Source organism: Erythrobacter sp. AP23 (assembly GCF_001542855.1).
In the GTDB taxonomy this organism is placed as follows: domain Bacteria; phylum Pseudomonadota; class Alphaproteobacteria; order Sphingomonadales; family Sphingomonadaceae; genus Qipengyuania.
In genome coordinates this window covers 18,516-31,257 of the sequence record NZ_LNBY01000012.1, presented here as the reverse complement: position 1 = coordinate 31,257, position 12,742 = coordinate 18,516, and the positions used below count along the sequence as shown (strand labels likewise).

Here is a 12,742-nt window from a genome sequence, read left to right as displayed (position 1 = left end):
GCGGCAGTCTCTTGGAACGCCTGCCGGCCTCGCGGCTTGATAGGATACGTGCAGACAATGCCATGCGTGGCGATTGTGCTTGCGTTCTTGCGCATATCCCCTATGTGCGCGCCTCCGCTGCCCCAAGGGGACTCGAACCGCAAGGCAGCCTTGTCTGAAACCTAACCGTTTTGGGGGTCCCTTGAGTTGCACACATTTCCTGACGCCCGGTCCGTAGTTCGCGCCCTCGCGCCCGACGAACCCGTAATTCTCAATCGCCCGCATGCCGCCGCGCGCGCCGCCCGCTTCTTCGTCGAGAAGTTTCCGGGCAAGTCGCTCTATGCGGTGAAGGCCAATCCTTCGCCCGATCTGCTGCAGATCCTGTGGGACAATGGCGTGACGCATTACGACGTCGCCTCGATTGCCGAGGTGCGTCTCGTCCGCGCGACGCTTCCGCAAGGGGTGCTGTGCTTCATGCATCCGGTCAAGGCACCCAGCGCGATCCGCGAGGCCTATCACACGCATGGCGTGAAGACCTTCAGCCTCGACAGTATCGAAGAGCTGGAGAAGATCGTCGAGGCCTGCCGCGACGAAGACGGCGAACCGGCGCAGGACCTGCGCCTGTGCGTGCGGCTGCGCGTGTCGAGCGAATATTCCGAACTCAGCCTCGCCTCGAAATTCGGCTGCGACCTGACCGAGGCACCCGAGCTGTTGCAGACCGCGCGCCAGCATGCCGACTGGCTTGGCGTGTGCTTCCACGTGGGCAGCCAGGCGATGACGCCGTTTGCCTATGTCCAGGCGCTCGAGCGCGTGCGTGTCGCCATCGGCGAGGCGTCGGTGGTGATCGACATGATCGATGTCGGGGGCGGGTTCCCGAGCGTCTATCCGGGGATGGAGCCTCCGCCGCTGGAGGACTATTTCCAGATCATCCACCAGAACTTCTACAACCTGCCGATCGCCTACAACGCCGAGCTGTGGTGCGAGCCGGGTCGTGCGCTGTGCGCCGAATACTCGTCGCTGATCGTCAAGGTGGAGAAGCGCCGCGGCGAGGAACTCTACATCAACGACGGCGCCTATGGCGCGCTGTTCGATGCCGCGCATGTCGACTGGAAATTCCCCGTCCGCGCGCTCGAGGACGACCTCATCAAGCCCGAGATGGATTTCGCCTTCTATGGGCCGACCTGCGACGATGCGGACTACATGCAGGGCCCCTTCGTCCTGCCCGAAGACATCCAGGCCGGCGATTACATCGAGATCGGCATGCTCGGCGCCTATGGCGCGGCGATGAAGACCGATTTCAACGGCTTCGGCGCTGCGATGCGGATCGTGGTCGAGGACGAGCCGATGGCGAGTCTCTACGACGGCAGCCGCCTGCGCCCCCCCGCGGACAATGTGGTGAGCCTGCGCTGAGACCGGCTTCCTATCGCAGCGTGGCGCTGCGGTAGAACGTAACATACTTGCCTGCGATCTTCCTTGCTGTATTAATCACGCAATACACAAGGGAGACCGCCATGAAGTTCCCTCCGTTGATTGCCGCTCTCGCGGCCATATTCGCTTCGCCAGCTCTGGCGGAAAGTGAGTCCACCGAGATCGCGCCAGTGCAGGTGATGGTTCTGGGGATGTATCATTTCGCCAATCCCGGCCGCGACGTGGCCAACATCGAGGTCGACGATGTGTTGGCGCCGCGAAGGCAGGGCGAGATCGAGACATTGGTCGATACGCTCGCCCAGTGGCGCCCGACGCGCATCGCGGTCGAGAATATGGCCGAGGCACCCGCGCTGGAAATGGCCGACTTCGACCGGACCGAAGAACTGCTCAAAACGAAGCGGAACGAGAGCATCCAGGTGGGCTATCGTCTGGCGCGCAAGCTCGGCCACGAGGCGGTCTACGGCTATGACGAGCAGCCGGGCGAGGGCGAACCGGACTATTTCCCAATGGGCAGAGTCCAGGCTTTCGCCAGCGAACATGGCGGGCAAGATCTCCTCGCCAGCCTCTTCGCCGAGGTCCAGGCCATGGCCGCGGAAGAGCAGGCCCGATTGCCCGATCAGACGATCGCCGAATCGCTGCTGACGCATAACGATCCGGCCCGCGTGGAGGCGAAGCACGACAGGCTCTATTATTCGCTGCTCAAAATCGGCGATGGCGACGCGCAGCCCGGCGCCGAGCTCAACGCCTATTGGTACATGCGCAACGCCAAGATGTTCGCCAAGATCGACATGATCGCCGAGCCGGGCGACCGCGTGCTGGTGCTCGCCGGGAGCGGCCATGCGACCTGGTTGCGGCACTTCGTGCGCCGTATGCCGGGTTACGAGCTGGTCGAAGCCCTGCCCTATGTCGAACGGGCGGCGGGCCTCTAAGGGCCGCGGTCCCGCCGCAGGGGCGCTCTCCGGGAGCGCGGATTGACCCTTCTTGGGTACCCGATACTATTCGATCCAAGGAGAATTATTGATGATTTTTGAGAAATTGATCGCATTCGTTGGGCTCGCTTGCGCGATGCCCCTCTCGGCGCAGATGCCCGATGCCGAAGCGATGCGCGCCGAACAACGCGCCGCGATGGAAGCCTTCGCATTCATGGACGGCGAGTGGCGCGGGACTGTGACTTCGCAGGGACCGGAGGGCGAGACCGTGCTGACTCAGACCGAACGGGTAGGCACGATGGCAGGCGGCGTGGTCCGCATCGTCGAGGGACGTGGCTATGCCGACAATGGCGATCTGGAATTCAACGCGGTTGCCATGATTGCCTACGATCCCATGGCCGACGAATACGTGATGACCTCGACCGCGCAGGGCTTTACCGCGCGGCCGTGGTTCAGGCCGACCGAAAATGGCTTCGAGTGGGGCCTGACGAGTGGGCCGGTGACCTTCACCTACGAGGCGGTGGTCGAGGACGGTCGATGGGCCGAGGATGGCTACATGCAGTTCGGTGAGGAACCGCGCCGGAAATTTCTTGAGATGCGGCTCGAAAGGGTCGCTGACAGCGATTGGCCCGAGGCCGGAGTTGTGGGGCCGGAATAGGATACAATTTCAGGCGAAGGGGAAGTCGTCCCGGCGCGCGATTGCGGCGATTTCCCAGTAGTTCAGCCGATGATCGCCGGTCTTCTCGCATTCATACGCATTGCGCTTGTCGGCGGGCAGCAGCATGATGTCGCGGACCAGTTCGGCCAGCGATCCGTGTAGGATACTCTTCAACGGATCGAGCAACCCTCCGCCATCGTCGGCCCTGTGTAAGGTGTAATGCGCCCAGTTCACTGGTTCGGTCATCGAGTCATCTCCCCGTAGACTCCTTGACGCAGGATACTCCTCTTTGGGGTTACGTGGCAGGCGAGCCTAGTCGAACCCCACGAACCGCGCGGCCTCGTCCACCGGCTTGCGTTTGCTGACCACCGCATTGGCGGGGAAGCTTTCGTCGGGCCAGCCCATCGCAACGGCCTTCATGATCACCTGGTCGTCGGGGATCCCAGCGTGTTCGCGGACGACGGGGCTCTGCATGATGCCCTGCGAGTTGATCACGCAGCCGAGCCCGCGCGACCAAGCCGCATTGACCAGCGCCGTTGTCACCGCGCCGCAGTCGAACGGCGTGTCGTCGCTGCCAGAGAGTTCCTTGTCGTAGGTGACGATCACGCAGACCGGCGCGTCGAACTGGCGGAAACCGCGCAACACCCAGTCCTGCCGCCCCTCCTTGTCCTCGCGTTCGATGCCCATCGCGCCGAACAATTGCTTGGCGACGCCGACCTGGCGCTCGCGGTGGACCCCGGCAAAGGGCTCGCCTCGGCGGAATTCGCGGCTGTCCGGCACGCCCGCGAGGATGTTCTCGGTATTGCCCTTGCGGATCCGGTCGAGCGGTTCGCCGGTGATGACGTGGAAGTGCCAAGGCTGCGTGTTCATCGAGGTGGGCGAGCGCATGGCGAGCGTCAGGATTTCCTCGATCAGCTCGCGCGGCACCGGCTTGTCGAGATAGCCCCTGATCGAGCGGCGATCCATCACCACCTCTTCATAGGTCATGTCCCGGTTGCCGCTCATTCCACTCTCTCCCTTGTCGATGGCGGGAGGCTTAGCGCGCCGACTCGGTGGCGCAAAATCCCCTACGGCCTCGCGGGCAGGCAGGTGCCGATCGCGGGTGCGGGGAACAGGCGACAATCGAGAAACACCGCCTCTGCCCCTCCGGCGCCCGCTGCGACGAAGCTGAAGCGCAAGCTGCGGCGTGCGTCCTCGGGCAGCGGGAGCCCGCTCGGGACGGCGCTGACATCGCTCCAGCCCTGCACGCGGCAATAGCCTTCGCCCGAGCACAGGCCGCGTGCGCGCTCGACCAGCGCCTGTGGCGAATCGCCGGGCGCGACGAGGACGAAATGCACGCCCGCACCGGGAGAGGAGCGTTGGCGCGTGCTTTGATCCTCGCGTTCGATAGTGTCGCGGGTGATGCTGCGCACGCTCTCGCCGCTTTGAAGCAGCGTCGGGAGCGGGTTGGCGCTGGCCACGGCGAGCGCGGTTTCGCGCAGCCGCAACGGATCGGGCTCGCCGCCGCTATAGCGCGCCGACATCGCGGTGCCGCTGCCCCAGAAACCGCGCCAGCGAAAAAACAGGTGCGGGCCGACCTGCGCCACCTTGTCGAGCCGTTCGCTCCACCAGGGATAGACGTAGTCGGCATGGAAATGGGTCGAATGGCCGACCGGCGCATGGATCGCCCCTGCCAGCATTTCGTCGGCCCTTTTGCGGGCCAAGCGCCACGCCCCATCGGAATAGCGCCGTGCGAGCGAGCCGTCGCAGGTGAAGCTGAACTGGCAGCCTGTGGGTCGCTGCGAGCCTTCGAACACCACCCCGCATACGGTTTTGGCGAAGGCAGGGTGACGCACGCGGTTGAGCACGACCTGCATCACCGCGCGCTGATCGGCGTCGCTGCCGCCGGCTTCGGCCATGCCCGCCAGCGCCAGACAGTCGCGCGCGCGGTTGCGGTCGGTCTCGTCGCCGCGAATGGTGAACGGCCTCGCCGTGCCGGGGCCGATCGCCGCGAATGCCACCGCGGCATTGCGCGCCCGGGCATCCTCGGCGGCCAGTTCGGACACGACTATGGTATCGTCACTGCTTGCAGGCAGGTCGGGCAGGGGCGGAGCCGTCACCGCGCTTACGGAGGTGGATGGATGATCGCGCGTTGCGGGCATTTCGCCGAACAGACCCAGCAAAACGAATGGCAGCAGCACCAGACCTGCCAGCGCCAGAATCGGTGCCCGATCGTGTTCTGGATGTATTGCGGAAGGCGGATGGTCCATCCCGGCTATCTAGGCCGAAAATCGCCGCTCGTCAGTCCCTTGCCGACTGCTAGCGACTAGCACGCAGCTTACGCGGCTTTCGCCAAATCCATGTCCATCCGGTCCCAGATCTCGACCAGCGCCTCGACCAGTCCATCCATCATTTCGGCGGTATGGGCCGGACCGGGAGTGAAGCGCAGGCGTTCGGTGCCGCGCGGCACGGTGGGGAAGTTGATCGGCTGGACGTAGACGCCATACTCCGCGAGCAATATGTCGCTGATCTTCTTGGCGTGGACGGGATCGCCGACCATCAGCGGCACGATGTGGGTGACGCTGTCCATCACCGGCAGGCCGGCATCGCGCATCTTCCGCTTGAGCAGTTCGGCGGCGGCCTGCTGGCCTTCGCGTTCCTCGCTGCTTTCCTTCAGATGCCGCACCGCCGCGAGCACGCCTGCGACCAGCGCGGGGCTGAGCGACGTGGTGAAGATGAAGCCTGGGGCGTAGCTGCGGATGCAGTCGACGATCTTCTTGTCGGCCGCGATATAGCCGCCCATCACGCCGAACGCCTTGCCCAGCGTGCCTTCGATGATGTCGATCCGGTGCGCGGCCTTGTCGCGCTCCGAAATGCCGCCGCCGCGCGGGCCGTACATGCCCACTGCATGGACCTCGTCGATATAGGTAAGCGCGTTGTATTTCTCCGCGAGGTCGCAGATCGCGTGGATCGGGGCGACGTCGCCATCCATCGAATAGACGCTTTCGAAAGCGATCAGCTTGGGCGTCGATTCGTCTTCGGCGGCAAGCAGTTCTTCGAGGTGCTCGAGGTCGTTGTGACGAAAGACGCGCTTCTCGCAGCCCGAATTGCGAATGCCCGCGATCATGCTGGCGTGATTGAGCTCGTCGGAAAAGATCACGCAGCCCGGCAGCAGCTTGGCCACGGTCGACAGCGTTGCGTCGTTGGAGACATAGCCGCTGGTGAAGAGCAGTGCTGCGTCCTTGCCGTGGAGGTCCGACAACTCGGCTTCCAGCTGGACGTGGTAATGCGTGTTGCCGCCGATATTGCGCGTGCCGCCGCTGCCTGCGCCGACATCGTGCAGCGCCTCTTCCATGGCCGCGATGACTTTGGGGTGCTGGCCCATGGCGAGGTAGTCGTTCGAACACCAGACGGTGACCGGCTTCGGACCGTTGTGGCCGGCGAAGCAGCGCGCATTGGGGAAGGCGCCCTTGTTGCGCAGGATGTCGATGAAGACGCGATAGCGGCCTTCCTCGTGCAGTCTGGCAATCGCTTCGTCGAAAATCTGGTCGTAGTTCACTGGCGTTTTCGCCCGTTTCTGCGCCGCCCGTCCGCGGCTGACTGTGCAGGCCCCATTAGTCAAATACGTTGCAAATCGCCACCGCGATCTTTGCGAGCCGTTCGCAAGTCAATCGGCGGGCAAGGGAGCCTCGAATCGGGGCAGCGGATCGCCTCCGTCGTCATGCACGAATTCGCTGCGCAAACTCTCGACGAAGCTTGCGAACTCATCGCGCACAGCAAGCCACAACGCACGCTCGTCGGGCGCATCGGCGGGGATGGTGTGCAGCAGCACTTCAAGTGCGGCATCGACCAGACCGAGATACCAGCGCGGGGGGATATCCAGCGAGTCGTTGTGGTGGACGATCGCGGTGCCGTGATCGATCCTCGCCGTTGCCGGGTCCTCGACCCAGGTCAGGAGCAGGTACAGGCTTTCGGCCACCATGCGGCCCTCGAGCACGGCCGTCTCGCCCAGCCCGTGATGCTCGAAAGAGGCGCGCGCATCGGGGTGGCGGGCGTAATAGGCGTCGAGCACGGGCCGGGTGATATCGCCGCCGACTTCGGCCAGTCGCTCGAGGCTTGCCTGCGCCAGATCGGAGCGGTCACGAGTCATGGCGGTTCAGAATTTCTCCAGCCGGTCTATGCCGCGCGCGGCAAAGGCCTGTGAGAGCCGCTCGAAATCCGCCAACTCTCCCGTCGTCACCGCGCGATCGCCCGAGCCGCGTTCGAAGCGTTGCCCCTCGGTCAGATGCGCGATCCGTCGCGCGATTCCCTGTGCCCCGTGAACGAAGTCGACATCCTCGCCGAAGGCTTCGCGCAACTCGTCCTCGAGCAGCGGGAAATGTGTGCAGGCGAGCACGATGGTGTCGATCTCGCGCCCATGGGCCTGCAGCACGAGGCCCTTGGCGACCTCGGCCACATCGTCGACGCGCACGCCTTCGCCGCGCAGCTTGGCCTCGGCCAGCGGGACCAGTTCGTTGGCGCCGTGGCGCAGCAGCCGTTTGCCCACCGCGAAAGCATGTTCGAGATCGTCGACGTATTTCTGTCGCATCGTCGTTTCGGTGCCGAGCAGGCCGAATACGCCGCTCTTGGTCAGCGCGGCGGCGGGCTTGATCGCGGGAACGGTGCCGACGATCGGCGTTTCCAGCACGTCGCGGACCATGCCCAGTGCGATCGTACTGGCAGTGTTGCAGGCGATGCAGATGAGCCGCGGCTGGTAGCGCTCGGCCATCCGCCCGAGCAGACCGGCGACGCGCGCGGCAACCTCCGCCTCGCTCTTCGTGCCATAGGGCAAGCCCGCCATGTCGGCGGCATAGATCACCGGCGCGTCGGGCAGCACCTTGCGCATTTCGTCCAGCACGGTCAGCCCGCCGATACCGGAATCGAACAGCAGGATGGGGGATGTTGCGTCCAAAGCGGATATTCCGTGCGGCCTTTAGCTTGTCGAAGGGCCGTACTTACTTTTACAGCGTAATCAAAGAGGAAGGGCGTGGCCGCGACCGGGCGCCCAGCACCGGAGGTTTTCCGTGGACGCATTCTACGCAGCGCTGCTCGGCTATGTGATCGGATCGATCCCCTTCGGCCTGCTGCTGACCAAGGCGGCGGGCATGGGGGACGTGCGCCAGATCGGATCGGGCAATATCGGCGCGACCAACGTGCTGCGCACCGGCAACAAGGGGCTCGCCGCCGCCACGCTGCTGCTCGATCTGGCCAAGGGGCTCGCCCCCGTAGTTATCGCGGGTCAGCTCTGGGGCGAGGTCGGACAGGCCTTTGCCGCGGGCGCGGCGGTGCTGGGGCACTGCTTCCCCGTGTGGCTGGGTTTCAAGGGCGGTAAGGGCGTGGCGACCAATGCGGGTGTGTCGTTCGGCCTCGCCTGGCCGCTGGGGCTGGCCTATGCCTTCGTCTGGCTGAGCGTGCTGGCGATCTTCCGCGTGTCCTCACTCGCAGGGATGGCGGCGGTCGTCGCAGCCGCAGCCGCTGCGCCGTTGTTCGGCTATCCGCAGTTCTTCCCCGTCCTCGCCGCGATCGCATTGCTGATCATCTACCTCCACCGCGCCAATATCGCGCGGCTGATGAAGGGCGAAGAGCCCCGGATCGGCGGCGCGAAAGAGTGACCGTCGCGGCGCAGCCCGCATTGTCGCAGGACGAGGCCTTTGCCCGCATCCGCTTGCTGCGCTCGCCCAATATCGGCCCGGTCAGCTATGCCATGCTGCTGCAGCGCTTCGGTAGCGCCCCCGAGGCGCTCGACGCACTGCCCGATCTCGGCAAGCGGGGCGGTCGCCAATATCGTGCCTGCCCCGCCGACAGGATCGAGCGCGAGGTCGAAGCGGTGCGCAAGGCGGGCGCGAAATATCTGTTTCACGACCAGCCCGACTATCCCGTCCTGCTCGGCCGGATCGACGGTGCGCCGCCGATCCTCACCTGGCGCGGCGACCTGCCGCTGGCCTCGCGGCCCTGCGTCGCCATGGTCGGCGCGCGCAATGCCAGCGCCGCGGCGGTCAAGCTGGCGCGCGATTTCGCGCAAGGCCTGGCGGAGGCGGGCTTTACCGTGGTCTCGGGCCTAGCGCGCGGGATCGACGGCGCCGCGCACGAAGGCGCATTTCCCGCCACCATCGGCGTGATCGCCAGCGGGATCGACATTGCCTATCCGCCGCAGCATGGCGATCTGCAGGAACGGATTGCCAATGAGGGCCTGCTGCTCGCCGAACAGCCGCCGGGCACCGAACCGCGCGGCAGCCATTTTCCCAGTCGCAACCGCATTATCGCCGGCCTCGCGGGCGGGACGCTGGTGGTGGAGGCGGCGGTCAAATCGGGCAGCCTGATCACTGCGCGCCTGGCGGGCGAAGCGGGGCGCGAGGTCATGGCGATCCCCGGCAGCCCGCTCGAGGCGCGCAGCCACGGCTGCAATCACCTGATCCGCGAAGGCGCGGTGTTGGTGCAGGCGCCCGAAGACGTGGTCGAACTGCTGTCCGGCTTCGACGGCGTGCCGCGTTCGACCTTCCGCGAGGCGGCTCCCGGGTTCGAATTCGAGCCGGGCGAGCTGGCGGCAGCCGAGCCGGCCGAGATCGCCGATCTCCTCACCACCGCGCCGGTGGCGGTGGACGAGCTGATCCGCCAGTCCGATGCCGGCGCCAGTGCGGTGCAACTCGCGCTGCTCGAACTGGAAGTCGCCGGCCGGCTGGAGCGCCATGCGGGCGGCCGGGTGAGCCTGGCAGGCTGATTTCGGCGCAAAGTTGACGCGTTATTGCAAGCGCGACGCAGCAAGGCACCCTATAGTAGAAATACGTGGTGACCGATTCGGTTGCCTCCAGACAATTCAGATCGGATAGCGAGCACCCCCCAACGGCGCTCGCGACGGGCCGCTTCCGTACCTCCTAATACGGGCGGCCCGTTCCGTTTTGGCGCTTGACGAGCGTCGGGAGCGGTCCCCATTTTCGCGCGTATACGCACGTACACACGTAAGGGACTGCAACCACCTCCATGCAACTGGTCATCGTCGAATCGCCCGCCAAGGCGAAAACCATCGAGAAATACCTCGGCAAGGACTTCAAGGTCCTCGCCAGCTACGGTCACGTCCGCGACCTGCCGCCCAAGGACGGCAGCGTGCGGCCCGACGAAGGCTTCGCGATGGACTGGGAACTCTATCGCGACAAGCAGAAGCGCTTCAAGGAAATCGCCGACAATGCGAAAGCCGCCGACCAGCTGATCCTCGCGACCGACCCCGATCGCGAAGGCGAAGCGATTTCCTGGCACGTGCGCGAGCTGTTGCAGAAGCGCAAGGCGCTACCCAAGGACGTGAAACGCGTGACCTTCAACGCAATCACCAAGCAGGCGGTGACCGAGGCGATGAAGGCGCCGCGCGAGCTCGACCAGGATCTGATCGACGCCTATCTCGCGCGCCGCGCGCTCGACTATCTTTACGGCTTCACCCTCTCGCCGGTGCTGTGGCGCCGCCTGCCGGGCGCGAAGAGCGCAGGGCGCGTGCAATCGGTCGCGCTGCGGCTGATCGTCGACCGCGAGATCGAGATCGAGCATTTCCGTGCCGACGAATACTGGTCGGTCATCGCCAAGCTGCAGCACGACGGCACCGAGTTCGACGCGCGGCTGGTGCGCTACGATGGCAAGAAGCTGGAAAAGCTCACCCTCGGCAACGAGGACAGCGCCATGGCCGCCAAGGCCGCGGTCGAGGGCGCGAACTTCACGGTCGAGGAGGTCGAGACCAAGCCGTTCAAGCGCAATCCCGCGCCGCCGTTCACCACCTCCACGCTGCAGCAGGAAGCCGCACGCAAGCTGGGCTTTTCCGCCAGCCACACGATGCGGTGCGCGCAGTCGCTCTACGAGGCGGGCGCGATCACCTACATGCGTACCGATGGCGTGAGCATGGATGGCAGCGCGATTGCCGATTGCCGCAAGGCGGTGGCCGATCGCTATGGCGGCCATGCGCTTCCCGACAGCCCGCGCATGTACAAGTCGAAGGCCAAGAACGCGCAGGAAGCGCACGAGGCGATCCGGCCGACCAATTTCAACCAGGACCGCGCCGGATCGGGCGACGAGGGCAGGCTCTACGACCTGATCTACAAGCGCGCGATGGCCAGCCAGATGGCCGCCGCCAGCCTCGAACGGACCAGCGTGACCCTGCGCGATGCCACCGGCCAGCACGAGCTGCGCGCCACCGGCCAGGTGGTGAAATATCCGGGCTTCCTGGCGGTCTACCAGGAAGGGCGCGACGATGCGGACGACGACGAGGACGGCCTTCTACCCACGATCGCCAAGGGCGACAGCCCGCTCAAGAAGGGCGTCGATGCCAACCAGCACTTCACCCAGCCGCCGCCGCGCTTTTCCGAAGCCAGCCTGGTCAAAAGGCTCGAGGAGCTCGGCATCGGTCGCCCCTCGACCTATGCCAGCACCATCCAGACTTTGCGCGACCGCGCCTATGTGCGGATGGAGAAAAGCCGCTTCCATGCCGAGGAATCGGGCCGCCTGCTGACTGCCTTCCTCGAGCGCTTCTTCCCGCAATATGTCGCCTTCGACTACACTGCCGGGCTGGAGGACGAGCTCGATACCGTCAGCGACGGGCGCGAGGACTGGAAGCAGCTGCTCGAAGCCTTCTGGCGCGACTTCAAGCCTAAGACCGAAGAGGTGATGGAGAAGAAGCCTTCGGAAGTGACCGAAGTGCTCGACGATTTCCTCGCCGACTATCTCTTCCCCGAACGTGCCGACGGCAAGGATCCGCGCCATTGCCCGCTATGCGAAACCGAAGGCCGCGAAGGCGGACGGCTGGCGCTGCGCGGTGGCCGCTATGGGGCTTTCGTCGCCTGCGCCAACTATCCCGAGTGCAAATACACCCGCCAGTTCGCCAAGCCGGGCGGCTCCGATGGCGACGACGGTGCCGATGACGGCGTGATGGGCGAGGATCCGGAAACCGGCCTGCCGGTGGAGCGCAAGAGCGGACGCTTCGGTCCCTATGTCCAGCTGGGCGAGGGCAAGGAAGCCAAGCGCGCGAGCATCCCCAAGGACCTCGACGATTTCGATCTCGAATGGGCGCTGAAGCTCTTGAGCCTGCCGCGCATCGTTGGTGCGCATCCCGAGACCGGCAAGGAAATCGAAGCCGCGATAGGGCGTTACGGGCCATACCTGCGCCATGACGGCAAGTACGGCAAGTTGCAGAGCACGCGCGAGGTCTTCGAGGTCGGCATGAACCGCGCGGTCGACATTCTCGCGCAGGCGGCCAACCGCAAGGGCGGCGGACGCGGCAAGGCCGAACCGATCAAGACGCTGGGCGAACACCCGACCAGCGGCGGCGAGATCAAGGTCATGCCGGGCCGCTATGGCCCCTATGTTACCGACGGCACCACCAATGCCACGATCCCCAAGGACGTGAAGCCCGAGGACGTGACCGAGGCGCAGGCGATCGAACTGATCGATGCCCGCGCGGCAAAGGGACCGGCTAAGAAGAAGCGCAAGACGCCGGCCAAGAAGAAGGCTCCGGCGAAGAAGAAGCCTCCAGCGAAGAAGACGGCGACGGCCAAGAAAGCCGCGGCGGACTGATGGCCAAGGACCGCTTCGAACGGCACAAGCAACCCTGGACGGGCGAGGAGGCGGGCCAGCTGCGCACCCTCGCCGCCAAGGGGCAGGGTCTCAAGCAGATCGCCAAGGCGCTGGGTCGCAGCGAGGAATCGACCAAAAGCTTCGCCAAGCAGAACAAGATCAAGATCGCGAAGAAGCGGTAGCC

The 12,742-nt window shown here is 65.3% G+C and carries 13 protein-coding genes; 7 read left to right on the top strand and 6 right to left on the bottom strand.

The window, feature by feature from the left end; genetic code table 11:
* The first annotated feature begins 186 nt into the window (after nucleotides 1–186).
* The 3 genes from ASS64_RS05385 (at nucleotide 187) to ASS64_RS05375 (ending at nucleotide 2,994) form a co-directional block, all read left to right on the top strand.
* Nucleotides 187–1,389, top strand: a complete 1,203-nt coding sequence (locus tag ASS64_RS05385) for a type III PLP-dependent enzyme (RefSeq protein ID WP_067691088.1) — start codon at nucleotides 187–189, stop codon at nucleotides 1,387–1,389.
* Between the two features lie 101 nt (nucleotides 1,390–1,490).
* Nucleotides 1,491–2,336 carry a DUF5694 domain-containing protein gene (locus tag ASS64_RS05380; protein ID WP_067691085.1) on the top strand — a complete coding sequence of 282 codons (846 nt, stop codon included), beginning with the start codon at nucleotides 1,491–1,493 and terminating at the stop codon, nucleotides 2,334–2,336.
* A gap of 91 nt (nucleotides 2,337–2,427) precedes the next feature.
* Entirely contained in the window at nucleotides 2,428–2,994 is a 567-nt protein-coding gene (locus ASS64_RS05375; protein WP_067691083.1) for a DUF1579 domain-containing protein, read from the top strand.
* Nucleotides 2,995–3,003: 9 nt separating this feature from the next.
* Here the strand turns inward: ASS64_RS05375 and ASS64_RS05370 are convergent, their stop codons facing one another.
* The 6 genes from ASS64_RS05370 to murI form a co-directional block, all read right to left on the bottom strand.
* Nucleotides 3,004–3,240 carry a hypothetical protein gene (locus ASS64_RS05370; RefSeq protein WP_067691081.1) on the bottom strand — a complete coding sequence of 79 codons (237 nt, stop codon included), beginning with the start codon at nucleotides 3,238–3,240 and terminating at the stop codon, nucleotides 3,004–3,006.
* Nucleotides 3,241–3,306: 66 nt separating this feature from the next.
* A complete protein-coding gene (locus tag ASS64_RS05365; protein ID WP_083508199.1) occupies nucleotides 3,307–3,999 on the bottom strand; it encodes a nitroreductase in 693 nt (230 codons plus the stop codon).
* Between the two features lie 62 nt (nucleotides 4,000–4,061).
* On the bottom strand, nucleotides 4,062–5,243 hold the full coding sequence (locus ASS64_RS05360) for a cell wall hydrolase (RefSeq protein WP_067691078.1): 1,182 nt from the start codon (nucleotides 5,241–5,243) through the stop codon (nucleotides 4,062–4,064).
* Nucleotides 5,244–5,311: 68 nt separating this feature from the next.
* Nucleotides 5,312–6,532, bottom strand: coding sequence for a 5-aminolevulinate synthase (gene hemA, locus ASS64_RS05355; protein WP_067691075.1), 1,221 nt, complete (start codon nucleotides 6,530–6,532; stop codon nucleotides 5,312–5,314).
* 108 nt (nucleotides 6,533–6,640) lie between these two features.
* The gene (locus ASS64_RS05350) at nucleotides 6,641–7,123 is read right to left on the bottom strand and encodes a hypothetical protein (protein WP_067691072.1); all 483 of its coding nucleotides are present in this window, start codon (nucleotides 7,121–7,123) and stop codon (nucleotides 6,641–6,643) included.
* Nucleotides 7,124–7,129: 6 nt separating this feature from the next.
* A complete protein-coding gene (murI, locus tag ASS64_RS05345; RefSeq protein ID WP_083508198.1) occupies nucleotides 7,130–7,924 on the bottom strand; it encodes a glutamate racemase in 795 nt (264 codons plus the stop codon).
* Between the two features lie 112 nt (nucleotides 7,925–8,036).
* Between murI and plsY the strand changes: the two genes are divergently transcribed.
* The 4 genes from plsY (at nucleotide 8,037) to ASS64_RS05325 (ending at nucleotide 12,740) form a co-directional block, all read left to right on the top strand.
* Complete coding sequence (gene plsY / locus ASS64_RS05340) at nucleotides 8,037–8,624, top strand: glycerol-3-phosphate 1-O-acyltransferase PlsY (protein WP_067691066.1); 588 nt, start codon at nucleotides 8,037–8,039, stop codon at nucleotides 8,622–8,624.
* Complete coding sequence (gene dprA, locus ASS64_RS05335) at nucleotides 8,621–9,730, top strand: DNA-processing protein DprA (RefSeq protein ID WP_067691063.1); 1,110 nt, start codon at nucleotides 8,621–8,623, stop codon at nucleotides 9,728–9,730. The genes plsY and dprA overlap by 4 nt, the downstream gene beginning before the upstream one ends.
* A 260-nt stretch (nucleotides 9,731–9,990) precedes the next feature.
* Nucleotides 9,991–12,558, top strand: coding sequence for a type I DNA topoisomerase (topA, locus tag ASS64_RS05330; protein WP_067691060.1), 2,568 nt, complete (start codon nucleotides 9,991–9,993; stop codon nucleotides 12,556–12,558).
* Nucleotides 12,558–12,740 carry a hypothetical protein gene (locus ASS64_RS05325; protein ID WP_067691057.1) on the top strand — a complete coding sequence of 61 codons (183 nt, stop codon included), beginning with the start codon at nucleotides 12,558–12,560 and terminating at the stop codon, nucleotides 12,738–12,740. Before topA ends, ASS64_RS05325 begins: the two co-directional genes overlap by 1 nt.
* Nucleotides 12,741–12,742 lie beyond the last annotated feature (2 nt).